The organism is Janibacter sp. Y6 (assembly GCF_040900765.1).
GTDB lineage: Bacteria > Actinomycetota > Actinomycetes > Actinomycetales > Dermatophilaceae > Marihabitans > Marihabitans melonis.
In genome coordinates this window covers 161,501-183,729 of the sequence record NZ_JAKLYZ010000002.1, presented here as the reverse complement: position 1 = coordinate 183,729, position 22,229 = coordinate 161,501, and the positions used below count along the sequence as shown (strand labels likewise).

At 73.1% G+C, this 22,229-nt stretch carries 21 protein-coding genes; 13 read left to right on the top strand and 8 right to left on the bottom strand.

Annotation, left to right across the window (positions count from 1 at the left end; all coding sequences use genetic code 11):
- Positions 1-25: 25 nt before the first annotated feature.
- From L6241_RS05805 to L6241_RS05790, 4 genes are all read left to right on the top strand, one after another.
- Positions 26-1,348, top strand: a complete 1,323-nt coding sequence (locus L6241_RS05805; protein ID WP_368245340.1) for a sensor histidine kinase — start codon at positions 26-28, stop codon at positions 1,346-1,348.
- Complete coding sequence (locus tag L6241_RS05800) at positions 1,345-2,025, top strand: response regulator (RefSeq protein WP_368245339.1); 681 nt, start codon at positions 1,345-1,347, stop codon at positions 2,023-2,025. Before L6241_RS05805 ends, L6241_RS05800 begins: the two co-directional genes overlap by 4 nt.
- Before the next feature lie 90 nt (positions 2,026-2,115).
- Positions 2,116-3,066: an ABC transporter ATP-binding protein gene (locus L6241_RS05795; protein ID WP_368245338.1), complete on the top strand. Its 951-nt coding sequence runs from the start codon at positions 2,116-2,118 to the stop codon at positions 3,064-3,066.
- Positions 3,063-4,232: an ABC transporter permease gene (locus L6241_RS05790; RefSeq protein WP_252975425.1), complete on the top strand. Its 1,170-nt coding sequence runs from the start codon at positions 3,063-3,065 to the stop codon at positions 4,230-4,232. Before L6241_RS05795 ends, L6241_RS05790 begins: the two co-directional genes overlap by 4 nt.
- Positions 4,233-4,323: 91 nt before the next feature.
- On the opposite strand, the gene L6241_RS05785 is transcribed toward L6241_RS05790, so the two are convergent.
- Both L6241_RS05785 and L6241_RS05780 read right to left on the bottom strand, forming a co-directional pair.
- A complete protein-coding gene (locus L6241_RS05785; RefSeq protein ID WP_368245337.1) occupies positions 4,324-5,127 on the bottom strand; it encodes a DUF6226 family protein in 804 nt (267 codons plus the stop codon).
- A gap of 151 nt (positions 5,128-5,278) precedes the next feature.
- Entirely contained in the window at positions 5,279-5,935 is a 657-nt protein-coding gene (locus L6241_RS05780) for a DedA family protein (RefSeq protein WP_123093085.1), read from the bottom strand.
- A gap of 143 nt (positions 5,936-6,078) precedes the next feature.
- On the opposite strand from L6241_RS05780, the gene L6241_RS05775 reads away from it, so the two are divergent.
- Positions 6,079-6,726, top strand: a complete 648-nt coding sequence (locus tag L6241_RS05775) for a TrmH family RNA methyltransferase (RefSeq protein ID WP_123093087.1) — start codon at positions 6,079-6,081, stop codon at positions 6,724-6,726.
- Between the two features lie 65 nt (positions 6,727-6,791).
- Here L6241_RS05775 and putP read toward each other — a convergent pair whose 3' ends face one another.
- Positions 6,792-8,300 (bottom strand): sodium/proline symporter PutP, encoded by a 1,509-nt coding sequence (putP, locus tag L6241_RS05770; RefSeq protein WP_368245336.1) that lies wholly within the window; start codon positions 8,298-8,300, stop codon positions 6,792-6,794.
- Positions 8,301-8,551: 251 nt separating this feature from the next.
- Between putP and L6241_RS05765 the strand changes: the two genes are divergently transcribed.
- A complete protein-coding gene (locus L6241_RS05765; RefSeq protein WP_368245335.1) occupies positions 8,552-9,373 on the top strand; it encodes a response regulator transcription factor in 822 nt (273 codons plus the stop codon).
- A 164-nt stretch (positions 9,374-9,537) separates the two neighbouring features.
- On the opposite strand, the gene L6241_RS05760 is transcribed toward L6241_RS05765, so the two are convergent.
- Positions 9,538-10,836 carry an acyltransferase gene (locus L6241_RS05760; RefSeq protein ID WP_368245334.1) on the bottom strand — a complete coding sequence of 433 codons (1,299 nt, stop codon included), beginning with the start codon at positions 10,834-10,836 and terminating at the stop codon, positions 9,538-9,540.
- A 95-nt stretch (positions 10,837-10,931) separates the two neighbouring features.
- Here L6241_RS05760 and L6241_RS05755 point away from each other — a divergent pair, with 95 nt between their 5' ends.
- Positions 10,932-11,552: a LysE family translocator gene (locus L6241_RS05755; RefSeq protein WP_368245333.1), complete on the top strand. Its 621-nt coding sequence runs from the start codon at positions 10,932-10,934 to the stop codon at positions 11,550-11,552.
- On the opposite strand, the gene L6241_RS05750 is transcribed toward L6241_RS05755, so the two are convergent.
- Together L6241_RS05750 and L6241_RS05745 are read right to left on the bottom strand one after the other, a co-directional pair.
- Positions 11,512-12,990 carry a hypothetical protein gene (locus L6241_RS05750; protein WP_368245332.1) on the bottom strand — a complete coding sequence of 493 codons (1,479 nt, stop codon included), beginning with the start codon at positions 12,988-12,990 and terminating at the stop codon, positions 11,512-11,514. The genes L6241_RS05755 and L6241_RS05750 overlap by 41 nt on opposite strands.
- The gene (locus L6241_RS05745) at positions 12,987-13,511 is read right to left on the bottom strand and encodes a SigE family RNA polymerase sigma factor (protein WP_201467874.1); all 525 of its coding nucleotides are present in this window, start codon (positions 13,509-13,511) and stop codon (positions 12,987-12,989) included. The genes L6241_RS05750 and L6241_RS05745 overlap by 4 nt, the downstream gene beginning before the upstream one ends.
- Positions 13,512-13,624: 113 nt before the next feature.
- Here L6241_RS05745 and L6241_RS05740 point away from each other — a divergent pair, with 113 nt between their 5' ends.
- From L6241_RS05740 to L6241_RS05720, 5 genes are all read left to right on the top strand, one after another.
- Positions 13,625-14,824: an aminotransferase class I/II-fold pyridoxal phosphate-dependent enzyme gene (locus L6241_RS05740; RefSeq protein WP_368245331.1), complete on the top strand. Its 1,200-nt coding sequence runs from the start codon at positions 13,625-13,627 to the stop codon at positions 14,822-14,824.
- Between the two features lie 108 nt (positions 14,825-14,932).
- Entirely contained in the window at positions 14,933-15,559 is a 627-nt protein-coding gene (locus L6241_RS05735) for a hypothetical protein (RefSeq protein ID WP_368245330.1), read from the top strand.
- Between the two features lie 114 nt (positions 15,560-15,673).
- Positions 15,674-16,708: a class II fructose-bisphosphate aldolase gene (fbaA, locus tag L6241_RS05730; protein ID WP_123093105.1), complete on the top strand. Its 1,035-nt coding sequence runs from the start codon at positions 15,674-15,676 to the stop codon at positions 16,706-16,708.
- A 1-nt stretch (position 16,709) separates the two neighbouring features.
- Complete coding sequence (locus L6241_RS05725) at positions 16,710-17,117, top strand: DUF3151 domain-containing protein (RefSeq protein WP_368245329.1); 408 nt, start codon at positions 16,710-16,712, stop codon at positions 17,115-17,117.
- A 313-nt stretch (positions 17,118-17,430) separates the two neighbouring features.
- The gene (locus L6241_RS05720; protein WP_163562428.1) at positions 17,431-18,216 is read left to right on the top strand and encodes a hypothetical protein; all 786 of its coding nucleotides are present in this window, start codon (positions 17,431-17,433) and stop codon (positions 18,214-18,216) included.
- 33 nt (positions 18,217-18,249) lie between these two features.
- Here L6241_RS05720 and L6241_RS05715 read toward each other — a convergent pair whose 3' ends face one another.
- Positions 18,250-19,539, bottom strand: coding sequence for an adenylosuccinate synthase (locus L6241_RS05715; protein ID WP_123093111.1), 1,290 nt, complete (start codon positions 19,537-19,539; stop codon positions 18,250-18,252).
- 186 nt (positions 19,540-19,725) lie between these two features.
- On the opposite strand from L6241_RS05715, the gene L6241_RS05710 reads away from it, so the two are divergent.
- Positions 19,726-19,905 carry a DUF5302 domain-containing protein gene (locus tag L6241_RS05710; protein WP_068272198.1) on the top strand — a complete coding sequence of 60 codons (180 nt, stop codon included), beginning with the start codon at positions 19,726-19,728 and terminating at the stop codon, positions 19,903-19,905.
- An 82-nt stretch (positions 19,906-19,987) separates the two neighbouring features.
- Here L6241_RS05710 and L6241_RS05705 read toward each other — a convergent pair whose 3' ends face one another.
- On the bottom strand, positions 19,988-22,225 hold the full coding sequence (locus L6241_RS05705; RefSeq protein WP_368245328.1) for an ATP-binding domain-containing protein: 2,238 nt from the start codon (positions 22,223-22,225) through the stop codon (positions 19,988-19,990).
- Positions 22,226-22,229 lie beyond the last annotated feature (4 nt).

The following is a 22,229-nucleotide window of genomic DNA, read 5'->3' as shown; positions in this document are numbered from 1 at the left end:
ACCGGCGCTCTCCTAGGGTGTCGGGGTGGTCCTCATCGACACCCTGCGCCGGTTCTTCGCGATCGACGACCCCTGGGAGCGCCCGGGGAGCGAGGTGACCCGCCAGGACGCGCTCATCACCGCGGGGACCGCCGTGCTCAGCCTGCTCACCGTCGAGCTCATGCGCGGGGTCGGGGTGCTCGAGGCCGTCGACCACCCCGTCTGGGTGCAGTGGCTCGTCACCGCCGGGCCCTGCCTGCTCCTGCTCGGCCGCCGCCGGTGGCCGCTGACGATGCTCGTCGTCGGCTCGGTGGCCTACTGGGCGATCGCGACCTTCGTCAGCCCGATGGCGAGCCTGCTGTCGACGCAGCTCGTCTACTTCGCCGTCGTCTACTCCGGTGTCGCCTACGCCCGCCGGCGCTCCGAGATGGTCCTCGTCGTCGGCGCCGTGCTCGTCGGGATGTTCGCGTGGCTGGTCTGGAGCCTCGCCGTGGGCAGCGCCGTCGACGACATGCTCGCCGGGAGCGACCCGGCCAACCGGTCGCGGGCGATCGTCGCCGGCATCGCGCTGACGACCCTCATCAACGTCGTCTACTTCGGCGGCGCCGTCCTCGTCGGCCAGAGCGCCTGGCGCAACCGCCGGCAGCGGGCCCGTCTCGAGGACCAGGCGAGCACGATCTCGGCGCAGTCCGAAGAGCTGAGCGAGCGCGCCGTCGTCGTGGAGCGGCTGCGCATCGCCCGCGAGCTGCACGACGTCGTCGCCCACCACGTCTCCGTCATCGGCGTCCAGGCGGCCGGCGCGCGGCGCGTGCTCCAGCGCGACCCGGGCGCCGCGACGGACGCCCTCGGGGTCATCGAGAGCTCGAGCCGCGAGGCGGTCACCCAGATGCGATCGCTGCTGCGCACCCTGCGCACGGCGACGCCGGTCGTCACCCAGGAGGAGCACCGCGGCCCGGAGCCGCACCTGGGCGACATCGCCCGGCTCGTCGCCGAGCGCGACGGGCCGGTGCTCCACGTCGAGCACGAGGTCGTGCTCGACTGCGAGGACGCCCTCGACGCCGTGCCGGCCGCGGTCGGGCACAGCATGTACCGCACCGCCCAGGAGGCGCTGACCAACGTCGCGAAGCACTCGACCGCCCGGACCGCCCGGGTCGTCGTGCGGGTGCGGACCCGGTCGGGCTCACCCTTCGCCGAGGTCGAGGTGACCGACGACGGTCGCGCCCGCGCCGGGAGCACCGGCTCCGGCCTGGGCCACATGGGCATCCGCGAGCGGGCCGGCCTCCTCGGCGGCACGGTGGAGGTCGGGCCGCGGGCGACGGGCGGCTACCGTGTGCGGCTCAGGGTCCCGCTCGAAGGGGGAGACGCATGAGCGAGCAGGCGACGCACGAGGCACCGCTGCGGCTCCTGCTCGTCGACGACCAGCGCCTCATCCGGGCCGGCTTCGCGATGATGCTCGGCGTCGAGCCCGACATCGAGGTCGTCGGCGAGGCCGGCGACGGCGCCGAGGCGGTCGAGCGGGCCGCCGAGCTGCGCCCCGACCTCGTCCTCATGGACGTCCAGATGCCCGGCATGGACGGCATCGCCGCGACCCGCGAGATCGTGCGGCAGGGCCTCGGGCAGGTCGTCGTCCTCACGACCTTCGACCGCGACGACTACCTCTTCGACGCGCTGCGGGCGGGGGCGAGCGGCTTCCTGCTGAAGAACGCCGAGGCCGAGCAGCTCGTCGACGCCGTGCGGGCCGTCGGCCGCGGCCACTCCCTCCTCGCGCCGGAGGTCACCCGCCGCGTCATCAGCGCGATGGTGACGAGCGAGACGACCGACGCCGCCTCCTCGGGCGCCACCCCCGACCTCGGCGTGCTCACCGAGCGCGAGCGCGAGGTGCTCGTCGCGGTGGGGCGCGGGCTGTCGAACTCCGAGATCTCGCGCGAGCTCTACATCGGCGAGGCCACGGTGAAGACCCACGTGAGCAACGTCCTGGCCAAGCTGCAGCTGCGCGACCGGGTGCAAGCCGTCGTGCTCGCCCACCAGGCGGGCGTCGTCGGCTGAGCCCTCCCTCCTCAGGGGGAGGACGGGGCCGTCCCGGGTCACCCCCGCGGTGGATCCGCCGGGGCAGGGGGCCGACCTAGTGTCCTGGTCATGGCTTCCACCCCTGACTCCATCAGCGTCGAGGGCCTCACGCGCCGCTTCGGCGACCGGGCCGTCGTCGACGACGTGAGCTTCACCGTGCCGGGCGGTCAGATGACCGGCTTCGTCGGCGGCAACGGCGCCGGCAAGACGACGACGATGCGCATGATCATGGGCGTCCTCGGCATCTCCGAGGGCACGGTGCGCTACGGCGAGCACGAGATCACGACCGCCGACCGCCGCCGCTTCGGGTACATGCCCGAGGAGCGCGGCCTCTACCCGAAGCAGAAGATCCTCGAGCAGCTCGTCTACCTCGCCACCCTCGGCGGGACCGACAAGGCGGCGGCGACGACGGAGGCGAGCGAGCTGCTCGACCGCTTCGGGCTCCTCGACCGGGCCGGTGACACCGTCGAGAAGCTCTCGCTGGGCAACCAGCAGCGGGTGCAGATCATCGCCGCGGTGATGTCGCAGCCCGTCGCGCTCGTCCTCGACGAGCCCTTCAGCGGGCTGGACCCGCAGGCCGTCGACTCGATGGCGGACCTGCTGCGCGAGCACACCGCGCGCGGGGTGCCGGTGCTCTTCTCCAGCCACCAGCTCGACCTCGTCGAGCGCCTGTGCGACCGCCTCGTCGTCCTCGCCCAGGGCCAGGTCCGGGCGCAGGGCACCTCGGCGGAGCTGCGCACCGGCGGGCCCGAGCGGTACCGCGTCACGCTCGGGTCGGACGCCGGCTGGGTCCGTGACCTGCCCGGCATCCACACGGTCGACGTGGACGGGCCGACGGCCCTCATCGAGCTCGATCCCGGCGGCGGTACAGGGGCCGCTGCCGGGGTCGACCCCACCTGGGCCGGGAGCGACCCGCGGGTCGACGCCCTCGTGCGGGCCGCGCTGGAGCGCGGCGGCGTGCGAGAGCTGACCCGCGTCGTCCCCGCCCTGTCCGACATCTACCGAGAGGTCACGGCATGAGCACCCGCACCGCCCCGTGGCGCCTCGTCGCCCAGCGCGAGGTCATGGTCAAGCTGAGGGACAAGTCCTTCATCCTCGGGACCCTCATGTCCCTCGCCCTCGTCGCCGGCCTCATGGGCTTCCAGGCCTGGCAGGCCGAGCGGCACCGCGACGTCACCCTCGTCGCGACACCCGAGGCGACGTCGATGGCCCAGGCCGTCGCGACCCCCGCCGAGGCCGACGACAAGCTGACGATCACGGTGCAGGACGAGCCCGACGCCGACGCCGCGCGGGCGGCGCTGGAGTCCGGCGACGCCGACGGCTGGCTGCACGAGCAGGACGGCACGTGGACCCTCACCGCCTACGACGAGCAGGACGGCGCGCTGTCGAGCGCGGTCACCGAGGGCGTCGCCCAGCAGGTGCTCGCCGAGCGGGCCGAGGCGGCCGGCACGACGACCGCCGAGCTGACGAAGGGGAGCGAGGTCACCCAGACCCTGCTCAAGGGCGACGCCGAGCGGGCCGGCCTGGCGCAGGCCGTCGGCTTCGTCATGGCGATCCTCTTCTACTTCAGCGCGATGATGTTCGGCATGACGCTCGCGATGAGCGTCGTCGAGGAGAAGCAGTCGCGCATCGTCGAGATCATCGCGACGTCTATGCCGGTGACCCAGCTGCTCGCCGGCAAGATCCTCGGCAACTTCGTCCTCGCCGTCGGCCAGCTCGCGCTCTTCGTCGGGGTGGGCCTCGTCGGCCTCACGCTCACCGACCTCGGGTCGCTGCTGCCGTCGCTGTCCTCGGGCATCCTCTGGTACGTCGCCTTCTACCTTGCCGGCTTCGTCCTCGTCGCGACGCTCTTCGCGATGGCGGGGGCACTGGCCAGCCGGGTCGAGGACGTCCAGTCGACGTCGACGCCGGTCACCCTGCTCATCATGGCGGTCTTCTTCTCCGGCATCTTCGCCACCGGCACGATCGCCTCGGTGCTGTCCTGGCTGCCGCCCTTCTCGGCGGTCCTCATGCCGATGCGGCTCGTCACCGGCCAGGCGCAGTGGTGGCAGGCCCTCGTCGCGCTGCTGCTCCTCCTCGCCCTCACCACCCTCGTCCTCGCGGTCGCCACCCGGATCTACCGCCGGGCGTTGCTCCAGACGAGCGGCAAGCTGGGCTACAAGGAGGCGTGGAACGCCGAGATCTGAGGCGGTCACCCCTTCGTCCGCCGAGGTATGGCAACGGGCCCCGATCCGGTGAGGATCGGAGCCCGATTGCCATACCTCGGCGGGCCTGGGCTCAGGCGAAGGGGGACGGGCGGCGCACCGGCCACGCCGGGTCCCACGGGGGCCCGGCGTGCTCGTGCGCCCCGCGCCCGAGCGCACGCCGACGCGCCCGGGTCTCGGGCCGCGCCCACGAGGCGGTGCGCGCGGAGCCCGCGCTCGCGACCTGCTCCCGCTCGGCGGTGACCCGGACCCGCAGCGCCCCGTCGACGACGGGCAGGACGGCCTCGTCGACCTCCTGCAGCAGCGCGGCCGAGCCGCTGTCGCACGCGTCGCACCCGCAGTCGGGGAGCAGGGCCAGCTCGACGGCGGGCGAGCCCGCCGCGACGACGACCGCCTCGGACCCGATCTGCCCCAGGACGAGGGGAAGTGCGCCGGCGCGCTGCGGACGGAGCACGACGACCCGGTCGAGCTCGAGGCGGGGGCGGAGCAGCCACCCGTCACCGCTGCTGGCTGCCTCCGACGGGCCGAGAGGCCGGGGCGGCGGGACCTCCTCGGGGTCCGCCAGGCCGCGGGCGACGAGCTCGTCGACCCAGGCCTGCACCCGCTCGCCGACGACGACGTGACGCTCTGGGCGGCTGACCCGTGAGTACTCCTCCTCGCGCGGCTCGGCGTGCTCGCCCGGGGCCGCGCGGTCGTCGTGCGGGTCCGCCCAGTCGGCGACGGTGCGGGCCGCGGCGAAGCGCGCCTCCACGGCGTCGAGCAGATCCAGGACGTGGGTGGGCAGGGCGGCGTCCTCGGGGAGCCACTGCCGGTCCTCGGCGCTCAGCGCCTCGAGCCCGGCGTTGTGCGCGTGCCACCACGGTCGGTCCACGGTCATCTGCCGACCCTCTCAGGCGTCGGGCGAGGGCGCCACGAGATATCGCCTCGCCCGGGCTGCCGCCACCACCCCTTCGTCCGCCGAGGTATGGCAACGGGCTCCGATCCGGTGAGGATCGGAGCCCGATTGCCATACCTCGGCGGGCCTGGGCTCAGCGGTCGGTGCCGGCCTCGAGGTCGATGTGGTCGTCCGGGTCGTGCGAGCGACGCCGTGAGCGGCGCACGAGGAAGCCGACCCACACGAGGAAGGTCACGATGATGAGGACGTAGACGACCTTGCTGATCGGGTCGATGTACTGCTCCACCAGGTGGTAACGGCTGCCCAGCGCGTACCCGGCGCTGACGAGCGCGGTGTTCCACAGCGCGCTGCCTGCCAGGGTCATGAGGAAGAAGCGCCCCATCGGCATGCGGTCGACACCGGCGGGGATGGAGATGAGGCTGCGGATTCCGGGGATGAGCCGGCCGAAGAAGACCGCCTTGCTCCCGTGCTTGCTGAACCACACGTCGGCCTTGTCGACGTCCGAGACGTCGACGAGCGGCATCTTCTGGGCGACGAGGCGCAGCCGGTCCATCCCGACGACCGCGCCGATCGCGTACAGCAGGAGCGCGCCGGCGACCGAGCCGAGCGTGGCCCAGGCGATGGCCTCGACGATCGTGTACTCGCCGTTGGCGGCGGTGAACCCCGCGAGCGGCAGGACCACCTCGCTCGGGATCGGCGGGAAGACGTTCTCGAGGAAGATCGCCAGCGCGATCCCCGGACCGCCGACGGACTCCATGACCGAGAGGACCCAGTCGATGAGCTGTTGCATGCCGCCCTTCCCGCGGTTGGTGGCCGTCCCGGTCGGGACGGGCCGCGACCCAGGGTAGAGGTCCGCGCCTGGGAGGGCGCTGGACAGACCGCCGGGCGAGGGGGCGAAGGGGGACCCGCCCGCCCCGCGTAGGTTGGGCCCCCGTGAGCGAGGAGCGCGAGGTCGGGGTCGGTCCGTGGCAGGGCCCGTGGCCGCAGGACGACCGTCTCGACCCGGCCCTGCTCGAGGCGGGGGACCGGCGCAACGTCGTCGACCGCTACCGGTACTGGAGCCACGACGCGATCGTCGCCGACCTCGCGACACGACGTCTCGGCTTCCACGTCGCCATCGAGAACTGGGAGCACGACTTCAACATCGGCTCCGTCGTGCGCACGGCGAACGCGCTCGGCGCCGCCGCCTTCCACGTCGTCGGGCGACGCCGGTGGAACAGGCGGGGCGCGATGGTCACCGACCGCTACCAGGTCGAGCACCACCACGCCGACGCCGAGGCGCTGCACACGTGGGCCCAGACGGCGGGAGAGGGGGGCGCACCCCTTCGCCTCGTCGCCGTCGACAACGTGCCCGGCGCGCTGCCGCTGGAGACCTACGACCTGCCCCACGGGTGCGTCCTCGTCCTCGGGCAGGAGGGGCCGGGCATCACCGCGGAGATGCTCGCGGTGTGCGACGACGTCGTCGAGATCGGTCAGCACGGCTCGACCCGCTCGATGAACGCCGGGGCCGCCGCCGCGATCGTCATGCACGCGTGGGTGCGCCGCCACGTCCACCACCAGCGCCCCGTCGCCTCCGGCTGACGGCCCCGTGACGCACGACGCCCTCCCCGGGTGACCCGGGGAGGGCGTCGTCGTGAGGTCTGCGCTCAGACGGTGACGCGGGGGCGGTCGAGCTCGACCATCATCTGGTCGAACTCCTCGTCGACGCCCGGCTGGTCGGTCGCCGTGAGGCGGCTGACGACGACGGCGACGAGCAGCGCGGCGAGGAAGCCGGGGACGATCTCGTACATCTCGTCGGAGAGGGCGTCGATGTTGCCCCAGACGAAGACGACGACCGCGCCGGTGATCATGCCGGCGAGAGCGCCCATGGCCGTGAGACGGCGCCAGTACAGCGACAGCAGGACGATCGGGCCGAAGGCGGCGCCGAAGCCGGCCCACGCGAAGGCGACGAGCTCGAGGATCGCCGAGTCGGAGTCGAGCGCGAGGACGAAGGCGACGAGCGCGACGGCGAGGACGCCGAGACGGCCATAGGCGAGGAGGCGCTCGGGGCTGGCCTTGCGACCGGCGAGGTTGACGAGGTCCTCGACGAGGGCCGAGGAGCACACGACGAGCTGGCTGCTCATCGTCGACATGATCGCGGCGAGCACCGCGGCCAGGACGAGGCCGGCGACGAGCGGGTGGAAGAAGATCTGGCTCAGCAGGAGGAAGACCGTCTCGGGGTCCTCGATCGGCTTGGCGGGGTCGCCCGCGAAGTACGCGATGCCGATGAGGGCGGTGCCGACGGCGCCGAGCGCGGTGATGATCATCCACGTCGTGCTCACACGACGGCCGATCTTGGCCTCAGAGGGTGTGCGGAGCGCCATGAAGCGCACGATGATGTGCGGCTGGCCGAAGTAGCCCAGGCCCCACGCGGTCGTCGAGATGATCCCGACGATCCACGCGATCGCGCCGCCGTCGATGCCGGCGAAGAGGTTGAAGGCGTCGGGGTTGACGCTCTCGGCCTGCGCGACGAGGTCGCCGAGGTCACCGAGCTGGAGCAGGGCGACCACGGGCACCGCGACGAGGGCGGCGAACATCAGCAGGCCCTGGGCGACGTCGGTGAGCGTGGCGCCGAGGAAGCCGCCGAAGAGCGTGTAGGCGAGGGTGATGACCGCGACGAGGATCATCCCGCTGAGGTAGCCCCAGCCGAAGGAGCTCTCGAAGAACTTGCCCGCGGCGACCATGCCCGAGGACACGTAGAAGGTGAAGAAGACGAGGATGACGAGGGCGGCGACGACGCGCAGCAGCCGCGTCGTGTCGCGGGTGCGACGCTCGAAGAAGCTCGGGATCGTGATCGAGTCGCCGGCGATCTCCGTGTAGGCGCGCAGACGGGGCGCGACGAAGGTCCAGTTGAGGTAGGCGCCGATGGTCAGGCCGATGGCGATCCACGCCTCGATGAGACCCGAGGTGTAGATGGCTCCGGGCAGACCCATGAGCAGCCAGCCGGACATGTCCGAGGCGTTCGCGGACAGGGCCGCGACCGAGGGGCGCAGCCCGCGCTCGGCGAGCATGTAGCCGTCGATGCTCCGTGTGCGGGTGTAGGCGTAGTAGCCGATGCTCAGCATCGCGACGAAGTAGATCGCGATGGCGATGAGCTGGTATGTCGTCTCTGACACGAGGTCGTGCCCTTCTGGTGTGTGGCGTGGCCGTCGCAGGGGATCGCGGCGGGTGGCACCCTACCCACGCCTCCCCTTATCACACCAAACCGCCCGAAGGGGGGAATAAGTGACGAACTCGCGGCCACCCCTTCGCATCCTCTCGGTGGACGGGATCGCGGGTGCCGCACGCGGTCACGGGTCGCACGCCGGTGGGATGCTGGGCGGAGGCGGGCCGCGAAGGGGTGGCCCCGGCCCGGAGGGGGCCGTCGATGGTGGCCGACCCGTACGCCCGGCGCGCCGCGCTGGCGCGCGAGACCGCTGAGATCGCCCACGCCGTCGTCGACGGCGACGACGTCGGGCCCGACCTCCTGGCCCTGCTCGCGCGGCACGCCGGCGCCGACACGACGACCCTGTCGGTCGACCTCGGCCTCGACCTCGTGCACCCGGTGCCGCGGGTCCTCGTGCACGGCGACGACCTCACCGAGGCCGAGCGTGCGCGGTGGCGGGAGCTGCTCCCGACCCACCCCTACGCCCGGTACCTCGCGAGCCGGCCGACGCTGACCACCCGGATGACCGAGTGCGTCGTGCCCGAGGACGTCTGGGGGTCGCAGGTCTACGAGGAGCTGCTCGCGCCGCGCGGGATGCGTTACCAGGCAGCCGCGACGCTCGGGAGCGGGCCGACGACGATGACCCTGGTGTGCCTGTGGCGCGAGACCCACGACTTCGACGACGCGGCGCTCGAGGTCGTCGAGGCGGTGCGGGCCGCCGTGCACGACGCCGTGCTCCTGCGCCGCCGCCTCGTCGGCCTCGCCGACCCGGCGCAGCCGCGCTCGGACTGGTCGGGAGGGCCGGACGAGGTGCGGCTGACCTCGCGCCAGCTCGAGGTGGTCGTCCTCGTCGCCCGAGGGCTGACGAACGCGCAGATCGGTCGCAGGCTGTCGATCTCGGAGCGCACCGTGCGCAAGCACGTCGAGGACCTCTTCGAGCGGGTCGGGTGCACGAGCCGCTCGCAGCTCGCGGCGTGGTGGAGCCGAGGTGGCGCATTCGCCACCTCGACCGATCCTCCTGCGGCGCCGATCCTGGAGCCCTGACCGTGTGGGCGAGCACAGGGGGCTCACTCGTGCGGCCAGGGCAGGCGACGAGGGCATGACCGCGGAGGGGTTCGACGGCCGGCCGACGCCGTACCGCCGCGCGCGCCGGTGCCGTCACACGACGGCACCGGCGCTCTGCGTGGTCTGCCCGGGTCGCGGTCGGCTCAGATCCCGGCCCGCCGGCGAAGGGGGATCACCCGCGTCGCGACGAGCCCGGCGACGGGCAGCAGGGGCCACACCCACTGGACGCCGCCGTCACCGACGATGCCCGACCTCGCCATGACGGCGAGCCCGCCGCAGACGGCCACCGTCGCGAGCAGCGGCTGCCACGTGCGCGGCGCGGGTCGGGTCTCGGCAGGAGGGTTCTCGAGCCGGCCGAGGCAGGCGACGAGGGCGAAGGTCACCGCGGCGAGCACGACGAGCCACACCGGACGGGTCTGCCACCACTGCGCCGTGCCCGGCTCGATGCCCATCCCCGGCCCGCCGAGGAGCACGCCGACCCCGACGACGACGACCATCGCCGTGAGGTGCCACAGGTAGAGCGTCATGATCCGGGCGTTGACCGCGACCGTCGCCGTCCACGGCCCGCGACTCTGCAGCCAGCGCTGCAGCGGGGTCTCGGCGAGCAGGGCGAGCCCGATCTGGGCCATGCCGAGCAGCGCCATCGTGATGCGCGTCGGGTAGGAGTTCTCGACCTCGCCGCCGATGCCGATCATCGACAGCGGGTAGGGCCCGAGCGCGACGAGGGTCGTCACGCCGACGAGCCCGACGAGCGAGAGGCCCAGCCGGCGGCCGGTGCCGTCGAGGCGCCCGTCGCGCCAGGCGTAGCCGAGCTGGTGCACCGTCGCCCAGACGACGAGGTAGTTGACGAAGCCGACGAGCACCTGCCCGGTGCTGATCGAGGCGTAGTCGACGAGCCCGCCGAGGGCCAGGCCGCCGAGCACGCTCCACCAGCCGAGGCGCTCCCACAGCCGCAGGGTCACCGGGGTGACGGCGACGACGAGCACGTAGGCCGCGAGGAACCACGTGGGCACGAGCGCCGTCTGCGACGCGGTGCGCAGCAGGTCGGCGGGCACCCCGGCGGCGTGCGCGACGCTCACCATGACGAGCCAGGTGAGGAGCAGGGGCACGACCGGGGTCATGAGGCGGCGCAGCCGGGCCCGCTGCCACCCGGCCCAGGTCGCCCCCTTCGCCCGCGCGGAGCGCCACGACGTGGCGTTCGCGTAGCCGCCGACGAGGAAGAAGAGCGGCATGACCTGGAAGACCCAGGTGAGCCCCTGGAGGACCGGCACGCGCTCGAGGGTGTTGACGAGGCTGACGTCGCCGTCGCGGACGACGACCGCTGCCATGAGCCAGTGACCGAGGACGACGACCGTGATGGCGACGGCCCGGTAGAGATCGACGACCCGGTTGCGGGTCTGCGGCGTCGCCTCGACGAGGCGGCTGACGGTGTGCGTGGTCATGCCCTCGAGCCTGGCGAAGGGGGACCCGCCCCCGCCTGAGTCCGAATACCTGACATCTCTGGTGCGGCGGGCTCGGGCGGCCCTACGCTCCGTCGGTGAGCCAGTACCTGTCCTTCGTCGCCTTCGCCGCGCTCGTCGCCCTCGCGCCGGGGCCGGACACCTTCCTCACCCTGCGCAACACCGTCGTCGGCGGTCGGGGTCGGGGGACGTGGACGGCGATCGGCATCTGCCTCGCCGGCACCGTGCAGGGGCTGCTCGCCGCCGCCGGTCTCGGCGCGGTCATCGCCCACGCCGAGCCGGTCTTCGAGGCGATCCGCTGGGCGGGCGTCGCCTACCTCGTCTACCTCGGCTCGGTCGCGATCCGCGCGGCCCTGCGCCGCGGCGAGGGCTGGCAGGTCGAGGGGCTGCGTGCGCGCGCCCGCCGGCCGTGGCGCGAGCTGCGCTCGGGATTCCTCAGCAACATCACCAACCCCAAGGTGCTGATGTTCAACCTCGCCGTGCTCCCGCAGTTCGTCGGCGCGCACGCCTCGGCGCTCACCTTCGCGATCTACGCGATGACCCTCGTCGCGCTCGGGGCGGTCGTCCTGCTCGGCGTCGTCCTCGCGGCCGACCGGGCGAAGGGGGCGCTGCAGCGCTCCCGGGTGCGCCGGGGCGTCGACGGCGGCACCGGTGTCGTCATGCTCGGCTTCGCCGGCGCCCTCGCCACGGAGGCCTGACCGCCCAGGTGCTGTCACGAAGCATCCACCACAGGACGAGGCCCGCCCCGGCGACGCCGAGCGCGGTCCACCACGGGTGCCAGATGACCCACAGGTCCCAGGTGCCGAAGAGCGAGCTGCTCGCCCGACCCTGGGCGTAGACCTCCTCGGCGACGACCATGTCGGAGGTGCGCAGGGACGGATCGACGACCGTGCGCACGTCGTCCGTGCCGCCCTCGAAGAAGAAAGACCCCGCGACGACCCGAGTCCCGTCGACGTCGCCGACGGCGAGCATGCCGCCGCCGGGCGAGTAGAGGCGACGGTCGGTGAACGGACCGCCGGCACCGGGGCAGCAGGCGACCGCGCTGGGCGAGCGGTCCGGTCGGTCGACATCGGTGTACAAGGTCCAGGTCGGGTCATCCCCGACGAGGCCGAGCACGGCAAGGGCGCCCTGGTGCACGGTGACGTCGCCAGGCGCGATGTACGAGCCGTCGACGTAGGTCAGGAGATGGTCGTTCGCCGGCTGACGGGGCAGGTGCTCGAGCCGGCCGGTGCGCACGTCGAGCTCGCTGGGGTACAGGCTTCTGCGCTGCGCATGGGTCACGAGCAGGACGGTGTCGTCGTCGGACCAGCCGGCGAGGTACAGCGACGCCACGCTCTTCGGTCGGTCTGGGCTGGTCGCCCGGTCGACCTGGGCGACGACACGACCCGCGGCGGTGACGACGGCGACGCCCTCGCCCTTCGCGCTCGTCCGGATCGCGACGTGCCTCCCGTCAGGGCTCCACACGACGTTCTGCGCCGCGTCGTTCAGGCCGATCGCCCTGCCGTCGACGACGTGGTGCTGGCCTGAGCGGAGGTCGTGGACGTGCAGGACGTAGGTGCTGTCCCTCGTCGACGAGCGCGTGAGCACCGTCGCCGTGTGACGGACGGCGGCGATCTTCGTCCCGTCGGGGGAGAGCGCGACGGGATCGAGGATCTCGCTGGCCTGGTCGGGCCGGAGGTCCCCGGCGGGGATGACGTCGTCGAGGCTGCGCAGCTCGCCGCTCGGCAGCACGGCCTGGATGGCGCTGCCCCCGTTGACGGTCGGGCTCGAGACGGCGTTGCGATCGGGGTCGTCGGCGTCGTCGTCGGTGCCGACGGAGATGAGGCCCGCGACCGGGCCGGAGCGCAGGGGCAGCTGGGGCGGGTCGGCCTGGAAGCGGACCCGCTCGGGGTACCCGACCGGCCCGGTCGGCGTCGCCGGCAGGGTGTCGACCCGCGACACCCCGCCGAAGGAGACCCACGCGAGGAGCACGGTGACCGCGGCCGCGGCGAGCAGCGCGACCGAGCGGCGGCTCAGCGAGCGACGACGCTCCACCCGCGCCGTGGACCAGGCGCTCTCGGCGAGCCCGCCCGGCACGTTCTCGGGCACGATGTCGTCGGCGAGCTCGGCGAGCGCGTCGTGCAACGAGGTGCTCATCGCCGCACCTCCTCACGGTCGAAGGTCTGCGCCAGCTCGGGCGCGAGCGTACGCAGCCGGGCCAGCGCGTGCCGGGTCTGAGACTTCACGGTGCTCGTCGAGCAGCCGAGCACCCGCGCGGTCTCGACCTCGGTGTGCTGCTCGTAGAAGCGCAGCACGAGCACGGCCCGCTGCCGCGGGGTCAGCCGGGCGAGCGCGTCGGCGAGGGTGAGCCGGGCAGCGGCCTCGGAGTACGCGTCACCCTCGAGCGGGGTGTGCTCGCTCGGCTCGCCGACGACGCGCGGGCGCACCGCGCGCCGTCGCCAGCCGTCGATCGCGCGGGTGTGCAGGGCCGTGCGGACGTAGGCCTCGGGGTTGCCCTCGCGGGCCACGCGTCGCCAGTGCCGGGCGAGGGCGACGAGCGCCTCCTGCAGCAGGTCCTCGGCGTCGGCGCGGTCGCCCGTCAGCAGGTAGGCCGTGCGCAGCAGCGCCGTCGACCGCTCGCGGACGAAGGCGGTGAACGCCTCCTGGTCCTGCTCCATCGACACCCCTTCGCCCCTGACCCGGTCACCCTCTCACCGGGTCAGACGCACGGCACCTCGATCCGGGTGGATGCGGCGCTCGCTCGATCCGGGCGAAGGTGGAGGATGACCCCATGTCGAGGCCGTCACCGTCGCGTCGCAGCCAGGTCACCCCCTTCGGGGTCATGGAGGTCCTCGCCCGGGTCGCCCGGATGCGCGAGGAGGGGCGTGACGTCATCTCGCTGTGCGCGGGCGAGCCGGCCGGGGGCGCGCCGACCGCGGTCTCGCGGGCTGCCGCAGCGATCCACGAGTCGCGCGAGCCCCTCACGTACACACCGGCTCTCGGCCTGACCGAGCTGCGCAGCGCCATCGCCCAGCACTACCGCGACTGGTACGGGCTGGACGTGCCGGCCGAGCGGGTCGCGGTGACGACGGGCAGCTCGGGGGCCTTCGTGCTGACCTTCCTCGCCGCCTTCGACCAGGGCGACCGGGTCGCCCTCGCCCGCCCCGGGTACCCGGCGTACCGCAACATCCTCAGCGGGCTCGGCTGCGAGGTCGTCGACCTCGACTGCGGGCCGGAGGTGCGATACCAGCCGACCGTCGAGCAGCTCGCGGAGGTGCACGCCCGCCAGCCGCTCGCCGGGCTCGTCCTCGCCTCGCCGGCGAACCCGACGGGCACGATGATCGGCCGCGCCGAGCTCACCGCGATCGCCCGGTGGTGCACCGAGCACGGCGTGCGCCTCGTCAGCGACGAGATCTACCACGGCATCACCTACCCCGAGCCGGGTGCGCCCGACCCCCGCGGCGTGTGCGCGCTCGAGGTCGACGACGACGCGGTCGTCATCAGCTCCTTCAGCAAGTACTGGGGGATGACCGGGTGGCGGCTGGGCTGGGCCGTCGTGCCGCACGACCTCGTCGGGCCGGTCGACGCGCTCGCCGGCAACATCGCCCTGTGCCCGCCCGCACCGGCGCAGATGGCCGCGCTCAGCGCGCTCACCGACGAGGCGCTGCTCGAGTGCGAGGAGGCGGTGGCCGGCTTCGCCCGCACCCGCGAGGTGCTGCTCGAGCTCGCACCGCGGCTGGGCTGGGGCGAGGCGGCCCCGGCCGACGGTGCCTTCTACTACTACGCCGACCTCGGGCCGCAGCTGGAGCGCTGGCCCGACTCCGCCGCCTACGCCGCGGCGCTGCTCGAGGCGACCGGCGTCGCCGTCACCCCGGGCGGTGACTTCGACGAGCGCGCCGGCGACCGCCACGTCCGGCTCAGCCTGGCCGCCGGGCCCGAGGCCGTCGCCGAGGCGGTCGAGCGCATCGTGGCCTGGCAGGCCGGTCTCTGAGGCGCTCCTGGTCGCGCCGTGACGGGCAGGCGGCGGGCAGGTCGAGACCTCGCGCCCCGGCTCGTCTACCGTGACCCGGCCACCCCCGACGTCGCCAGGAGCCCCTTCGTGATCACCACGTCCTCGACCCGTGCGGCGACCGCCCTCGCCGCCGTCGCCCTCCTCGCCGGCTGCGGCGGGGGCGACGCGCAGGACGCCGGGTCCTCCCAGCCACCTGCGTCGTCGTCCTCGTCGGCGATCCCCGCGCCGGGCAGCCCGACCGTGCCGCTCGACGCCCCGGGCGACGACCGGCTCGACGAGGCCCGCTCCGACGTCACGCTCGAGGGGGCGGCGTCGAGCATCAGCTGGCGCCTGCCCGCGGACTGCTACGAGGCGACGAAGCCGTCGAGCGCGCGGTGCGACGACGACGGCACCGCCTTCCAGATCGTCGTCGGCGGCAAGCCCGGCATGGACCTCGTCGAGAGCGAGCTGGACTACCGCGAGCTCGCCGAGGAGGACTCGACCGTCCAGCAGACGACGGTCGACGTCGCCGAGCGCACCTTCACCGTGCTCGTCGACGACGGCGGCGGCGCCGAGGGCGACACGGGGATCATGACCTTCTTCCACCAGCCCGAGGGCTCGCCCGACACCTTCGCCGTCGTGCTGCTCACCGAGGCGCCGGTCTCCGACCTGCCCTCCACGCGGGTCGACGAGCTCTACCAGGTGCTCGGCTCGCTCGAGCTCGAGCCGGCCTGACCCGGGCCCGCCGGGTCCCCCTTCGGGCACCTGACGGGCAGGGGAGCGGCGTGGCGGGGCGACGTGGAAGGATCGTGGGCAGGACCACACATCGCTGACAAGGAGCACGACGCCATGCCCATCGCCACCCCTGAGGTCTACCGGGACATGCTCGACCGCGCGAAGGCAGGCTCCTTCGCGTACCCGGCCATCAACGTCACGTCCAGCCAGACCCTCAACGCCGCGATCCGCGGCTTCGCCGAGGCCGGCTCCGACGGCATCGTCCAGGTCTCCACCGGCGGCGCGGAGTACCTCTCCGGCCCGACGGTCAAGGACATGGTCACCGGCTCGCTGGCGCTCGCCGCCTACGCCCGTGAGGTCGCGAAGAACTACGACGTCAACATCGCGCTGCACACCGACCACTGCCCGAAGGACAAGCTCGACGGCTTCGTCCGCCCGCTCCTCGCCGCGAGCCAGGAGCACAAGGACACCTTCGGCACCCCGATCTTCCAGTCGCACATGTGGGACGGCTCGGCCGTGCCGCTCGAGGAGAACCTCGAGATCGCCCAGGAGCTGCTCGCGCTCGCCGCGGCGGCCGACATCATCCTCGAGGTCGAGATCGGTGTCGTCGGCGGCGAGGAGGACGGTGTCGCCAACGAGATCAACGACCAGCTCTACACGACCCCCGAGGATGCCCTCGCGACCGTCGAGGCGCTCGGTCTGGGCGAGCAGGGCCGGTACATGGCCGCGCTGACCTTCGGCAACGTCCACGGCGTGTACAAGCCGGGCAACGTCAAGCTGCGCCCCGAGATCCTCAAGCAGTGCCAGGACGCGATCGTCGCGAAGTACGGGTCCGACAAGGGCGAGCGCCCGCTCGACCTCGTCTTCCACGGCGGCTCCGGCTCGACGGCCCAGGAGATCTCCGACGCCGTCGACTTCGGCGTCGTGAAGATGAACGTCGACACCGACACCCAGTACGCCTTCACCCGGCCGGTCGTCGGCTACATGATGAAGAACTACGAGGGCGTGCTCAAGGTCGACGGCGAGGTCGGCAACAAGAAGCAGTACGACCCCCGCGCCTGGGGCAAGGAGGCCGAGGCCGCGATGGCCGCGCGCATCGTCACCGCGTGCGAGAACCTTCGCTCCGCCGGCACCTCCGTCAAGGCCTGACGTGGCAGGCGAGAACCTCCTGGGCATCCCGGAGACCTACCTGCCCGAGGACCCGGCCGCCGGGCTGCTCGCCGACGGCGCGCCCGCGGCCGACGTCGCCGCGGCGCACCCGACGTCCTCGCTGGCCTGGTCCGTCCTCGCCGAGGAGGCCCTCGACGACGGCCGCCGGGTCGAGGCCTACGCCTACGCCCGCACCGGGTACCACCGCGCGCTCGACTCGCTGCGCCGCAGCGGGTGGCGCGGTCAGGGCCCCGTCCCGTGGAGCCACGAGCCCAACCGCGGCTTCCTGCGCGCGCTGGCCGCGCTCACCCGGGCCGCCGACGCGATCGGCGAGGTCGACGAGGAGGAGCGCTGCCGCACCTTCCTCTCCGACAGCTCCCCCGAGGCAGCCCGCGAGCTGCTCGGCTGAGCCGACCCGAGAGCAGTGCGAAGGGGGACCCCGGTGGGGTCCCCCTTCGTCGTGCTCGGGGTGAGACGACCCCGGGCGCAGCAAGGGGCCCGGCCCGGTCGATGACGACCGGAGCCGGGCCCCGGGCCCGCGCCACCCCCTGTGGACACGGGTCCTGCTGGTACACGCCACCCCCTGTGGACATGTACCGGAGCGACACCGTCTGCAGAAGTCCCCTGATCCGCAACCGGTGATGTGCTCCCGATGAGTTGTATTGTGCACGACTTCTCGCCTGACGCACCCCGCTTTTCGGCATCGAGATGACACTGGCACTATGATGACAGACGTGCCCGGCATCGGCCCCCGTTCCCCGTTGCAGCGCCTGGAGTCCATGCTCGCCTCCGAGCTCGAGCGGCTCGGCCGACGACGTGACGAGCTGGCCGACCTCGGTGACGCGCTCCTCGCGCTGCGCAGCCAGGTCGCGACGGAGGACTCCCCGGTGCGCCTGGGCGTCGAGGTGCTCGAGCAGCCCGTCGCCGCGCCGGTCCTCGGACGGATCGCGATGTCGGTCGGACAGGTCGACAGCGTCTTCCTCGACGGCGAGGTGGGTGCGGTGACCGACGTCGAGCACGCGAGCCACGCGCTCGACCGGGCCCGGGACGGCCAGCGTCAGCGCACGATCTACACCCGGGCCGTCATCGACGTGGCCGACAGCACCCGCCGCCTCGACGCGCTGCGCAACGCCGGGCAGGAGCAGCACGTCGTCGAGACCTTCGAGCACGAGTTCGCGATCTTCGGCGACGAGGTCGTGGTAACCCCCTCGACGTGGGGCGACCCCGGCTCGGCCTACCTCGTCATCCGCAACCCCGTGCTCATCGGGGCCTTCCAGGGCTGGTTCGACCACGTGTGGAGCGCGACACCGACGCGCGACCACGGCGCACCGGTCGACCAGCGCATCGTCGAGCTGCTCGCGCTCGGCTACAAGGACGAGGCCATCGCCCGCCACCTGGGGGTCGCGCTGCGCACCGTGCGTCGGCGGGTCGCCGGCCTCATGGACGACTACCAGGTGCACACGCGCTTCCAGCTCGGGGCGGCCCTGGCGCACGACGACCGCGCCTGACGCCCGCCGCGTCGTGGGGCGGGCGCCCGGCGGTCAGCTGTCGAGCAGGGGGTGGCGCTGGATGATCTCGTCGCGGGCCGGCCCGACGCCGATCGCCGAGACGCGGGCGCCGATGAGCTCCTCGACGCGCAGCACGTAGTCCTGCGCCGCCTGGGGCAGCTCCTCGAAGGTGCGGCAGCCGCTGATGTCCTCCCACCAGCCCGGCATCGTCTCGTAGATGGGCGTCGCGTGGTGGAAGTCGCTCTGGCTCACCGGCATCTCGTCGTGACGCACGCCGTCGACGTCGTAGGCCACGCAGATCGGCACCTGCTCCAGGCCCGTGAGGACGTCGAGCTTGGTGACGACGAAGTCGGTGACGCCGTTGATCCGCGTCGCGTACCGCCCGATGACGGTGTCGACCCAGCCGCAGCGGCGCGGGCGCCCGGTCGTCGTGCCGTACTCGTGCCCGGTCTTGCGCAGGAACTCGCCGTCGTCGTCGAAGAGCTCGGTGGGGAAGGGGCCCTCGCCGACGCGGGTCGTGTACGCCTTGAGGATCGCGATGACGCGGCTGACGCGGGTCGGGGGGATGCCCGACCCGGTGCACGCGCCGCCGGCCGTCGCCGAGGAGGAGGTGACGAAGGGGTAGGTGCCGTGGTCGATGTCGAGCAGGGTCGCCTGCCCGGCCTCGAGCAAGACGTTCTGGCCGGCGTCGAGCGCCTTCTCCAGCTCGAGGGTCGTGTCGCCGACCATCGGGGCGAGGCGGTCGGCGTAGGAGCGCAGCTCCTCGACGACGCGGTCCACCTCGGCGCCACGGGTGTTGTAGACCTTGACGAGCACCTGGTTCTTCAGCGCGAGCGCGGCCTCGACCTTCTGGCGCAGGATCGACTCGTCGAAGATGTCCTGCACGCGGATGCCGGTGCGGTTCATCTTGTCGGCGTAGGTCGGGCCGATGCCGCGGCCGGTCGTGCCGATCTTGCGCGACCCGAGGAAGCGCTCGGTCACCTTGTCGAGGGTGCGGTTGTACGGCGCGATGACGTGCGCGTTGGCGCTGATCCGCAGCTTGCTCACGTCGACGCCGCGGGCGGTGAGGCCCTCGAGCTCCTCGAAGAGCACGGCGAGGTCGACGACGACGCCGTTGCCGATGACCGGCGTGCAGTTCGGCGACAGGATGCCCGAGGGCAGCAGGTGCAGGGCGTACTTCTCGCCGTCGATGACCACGGTGTGGCCGGCGTTGTTGCCGCCGTTGAACTTCACGACGTAGTCGACGTCGCGGCCCATGAGATCGGTGGCCTTGCCCTTGCCCTCGTCGCCCCACTGGGCTCCGACCAGCACGATCGCCGGCATGTGTACTCCTCGTGGCCCTGCGGCCCTCGTCGGTGGTGGGTGCCCGTCGCGGCCGTCGGCCGCGCGACCCCGTCACTGTACCGGCGGGCCCGATACTGCGTTGCGCCCGGCGGCCGTGGCTGGGAGCGTGGTCGCTCCGGGCGGCACGCGCCGTCGCGGCAACCCCGACACGAGGAGGTGGTGCGCATGAGCAAGCACGAGAGCGCCCCCGAGGACGTCAAGGAGAAGTTCCGGCAGGCGCTGGAGCGCAAGCAGGCCCATGCGGGCCGGGACGTCTCGGCAGAGGGAGGGCACGGCAAGGTCGAGTCCTCCCACGGCCCGGAGACCTCCGGCTCCCAGCAGATGTTCCGCCGCAAGTCCGGCTGAGCGCACCCGGAGGGGGCGGCCCGTGCGTCACGCACCGGGTCGCCCCCTTCGTCGTGCCCGGGCGAAGGGGGACCCGGCCCGGTCAGGCGGTCGGGCGCAGCACGCTCATCCGGTGGGCGGCGCGGGTGAGCGCCACGTAGAGCACGCGCGCGCCGCCGGGGGACTCCGCGACGATCGCGTCGGGGTCGACGACGACCGTGGCGTCCCACTCGAGGCCCTTCGTCGACATCGGGTCGAGGACGACGACCCGGCCGCTCTCGTGCGCGACGAGCGGTGCGACCCGCTCGAGGTGACGGGCGGGGGCGATGACCGCGACCGAGCCGTCGACCTCGTCGACGAGCGCGTCGACGGCGGCGCGGGCGGCCGCGTCGACCGAGGGGGCGGAGGTGTCGAGGGCGTCGCCGAAGCGGGTCTCGACCGGCTCGACCCCGGTCTCGCGGACGGCGTCGGGGATGTCCGCGTCGGGGACGACGGGCAGGATGACGTCGCGCGCGTAGTCGAAGATCTCGCGGGCGTTGCGGTAGTTCGTGCTCATGTGGAAGCGACGCCGCTCGTTGCTGCCGAAGGCGTCCTCGCGCGCCGCCTCGGCCTCGCGCGCGTCGGCCCACGAGGCCTGGGCGGCGTCGCCGACGACGGTCCACGACGCGCGTCGACCACGACGCCCGACCATGCGCCACTGCATCGGCGAGAGGTCCTGCGCCTCGTCGACGAGGACGTGGGCGTAGGAGCCGGGGCGGCCCACCCGTCCGGTGAGGAGGCGCTCGCGGGCCAACGTCGGGGTCACGTGGCTCTCGACGTCGCGGACGCGGACCGCCGAGCCCATCGTCGTCAGCTCGCGCTCGGCCGCACGGCCGTCGAGCTCGTCGATCTCGTAGAAGCCGCGCTCCTCGTCGGCGGCCTCCTCGACCTGGCCGAGGCGCACGGCGAGCTCGTCGACGACGGCGACGTCGGCCACCGACCACGTGCCGAGCTCGAGCGCCTCCCGCATCGAGTGGGCCAGCGCCGCGGCGTCGCCCTGGGAGAGCACGCCCCGGGTGATCCGGTAGGCCCGCTCCGTGTCGGCGAGCCACAGCAGGGCCTGGCGCGGGTCGACCTGGGGCCACCACGCCTCCATGAAGGAGTCGACGGCGATGGACTCGTCGAAGGCGTCGAGGAACTCGTCGCGCTCGCCCTCGCGGTGGCTGGCCCACGCGGCCTCGGCGAGCATCTCTCGGGCGGCCTTCGTGCCCTGGTTGCGGGTCCGGTCGCGCAGGACGCGACGGCGGATCGACGCGAGGGCGTCGGCGCCGATCCGGATGGCGATGCCGCCGACGAAGGTGCGCAGCTCGGTGGGGGCGTCGGGGACCGGCTCTTGGAGCAGGCGGGCGACGACGGTGCGCATCCGCAGCGAGCCCTTGATCGCGGCGACCTCGGGGGTGTCGAGGCGCTCGGTGCCGATGGCGTCGACGAGGTCGCCGAGGGCACGCAGGGCCACGGAGTCCTCGCCGAGCGAGGGCAGCACCCGCTCGATGTACGCCGTGTAGGCGGCGGACGGGCCGACGACGAGGATGCCGCCGCTCTCGTAGCGCCGACGGTCGTTGTAGAGCAGGTAGGCCGCCCGGTGCAGGGCGACGACGGTCTTGCCGGTGCCGGGACCGCCGGTGATCTCGGTGACGCCCCGGTCGCTGGCGCGGATCGCCTCGTCCTGGTGGGCCTGGATCGTCGCGACGATGTCGCGCATCCGCGTGCCGCGGGCCCGGGTCAGGGCGGCGAGCAGCGCGCCGTCGCCGACGACGACGATGTCCTCGGGAGCCTCGGGGACCATGAGGTCGTCCTCGACGCCGACGACGGTGTCGTCCTTCGAGCGCAGGACCCGGCGGCGGATGACGCCGTGGTTGGCGACCGGGGTCGCGCGGTAGAAGGGCGAGGCGGCCGGGGCGCGCCAGTCGATGACGAGCGGCTCGTACTCGTCGTCGCGCACGCCGAGGCGGCCGACGTAGCGGATCTCGCGGTCGGCCGCGGCCATGGCGTCGCCGTGGTCGATGTCGAGCCGGCCGAAGACGAGGCCCTCGTGCTGGTGCTCGAGCGTGGCCAGGCGCCGGGCCGCCTGGTAGACGAGCGCGTCGCGCTCGAAGAGGCCCGACATCTCCTCGTCGCGCACGTCGCCCGTGCGATCGGTGCGACCGCGCGACATGCCGTCGGTGGCGACGAGACCGGCGCGGGTCTCGGCCTTGACGAGCTCGTCGCGGACCCGGTCGAGGTGGGCCTGCTCGGTCGCGATCTCGGTCGCGACGTGCGGCGGGACGTCGGTGGTGGAGGGGCGAAGGGAGCCATCGGTCACGTCT

Excerpts from the sequence above, each read along its gene's own strand:
- L6241_RS05720 (WP_163562428.1), top strand. The coding sequence starts at position 17,431 with ATGATGACAGACGTGCCCGGCATCGGCCCCCGTTCCCCGTTGCAGCGC.
- L6241_RS05715 (WP_123093111.1), bottom strand. The coding sequence starts at position 19,539 with ATGCCGGCGATCGTGCTGGTCGGAGCCCAGTGGGGCGACGAGGGCAAG.
- L6241_RS05780 (WP_123093085.1), bottom strand. The coding sequence starts at position 5,935 with ATGCAACAGCTCATCGACTGGGTCCTCTCGGTCATGGAGTCCGTCGGC.
- L6241_RS05760 (WP_368245334.1), bottom strand. The coding sequence starts at position 10,836 with ATGACCACGCACACCGTCAGCCGCCTCGTCGAGGCGACGCCGCAGACC.
- L6241_RS05785 (WP_368245337.1), bottom strand. The coding sequence starts at position 5,127 with ATGACCGTGGACCGACCGTGGTGGCACGCGCACAACGCCGGGCTCGAG.
- fbaA (WP_123093105.1), top strand. The coding sequence starts at position 15,674 with ATGCCCATCGCCACCCCTGAGGTCTACCGGGACATGCTCGACCGCGCG.
- L6241_RS05710 (WP_068272198.1), top strand. The coding sequence starts at position 19,726 with ATGAGCAAGCACGAGAGCGCCCCCGAGGACGTCAAGGAGAAGTTCCGG.
- L6241_RS05740 (WP_368245331.1), top strand. The coding sequence starts at position 13,625 with ATGTCGAGGCCGTCACCGTCGCGTCGCAGCCAGGTCACCCCCTTCGGG.
- L6241_RS05765 (WP_368245335.1), top strand. The coding sequence starts at position 8,552 with ATGGTGGCCGACCCGTACGCCCGGCGCGCCGCGCTGGCGCGCGAGACC.
- L6241_RS05745 (WP_201467874.1), bottom strand. The coding sequence starts at position 13,511 with ATGGAGCAGGACCAGGAGGCGTTCACCGCCTTCGTCCGCGAGCGGTCG.
- L6241_RS05795 (WP_368245338.1), top strand. The coding sequence starts at position 2,116 with ATGGCTTCCACCCCTGACTCCATCAGCGTCGAGGGCCTCACGCGCCGC.
- L6241_RS05790 (WP_252975425.1), top strand. The coding sequence starts at position 3,063 with ATGAGCACCCGCACCGCCCCGTGGCGCCTCGTCGCCCAGCGCGAGGTC.
- L6241_RS05800 (WP_368245339.1), top strand. The coding sequence starts at position 1,345 with ATGAGCGAGCAGGCGACGCACGAGGCACCGCTGCGGCTCCTGCTCGTC.
- L6241_RS05750 (WP_368245332.1), bottom strand. The coding sequence starts at position 12,990 with ATGAGCACCTCGTTGCACGACGCGCTCGCCGAGCTCGCCGACGACATC.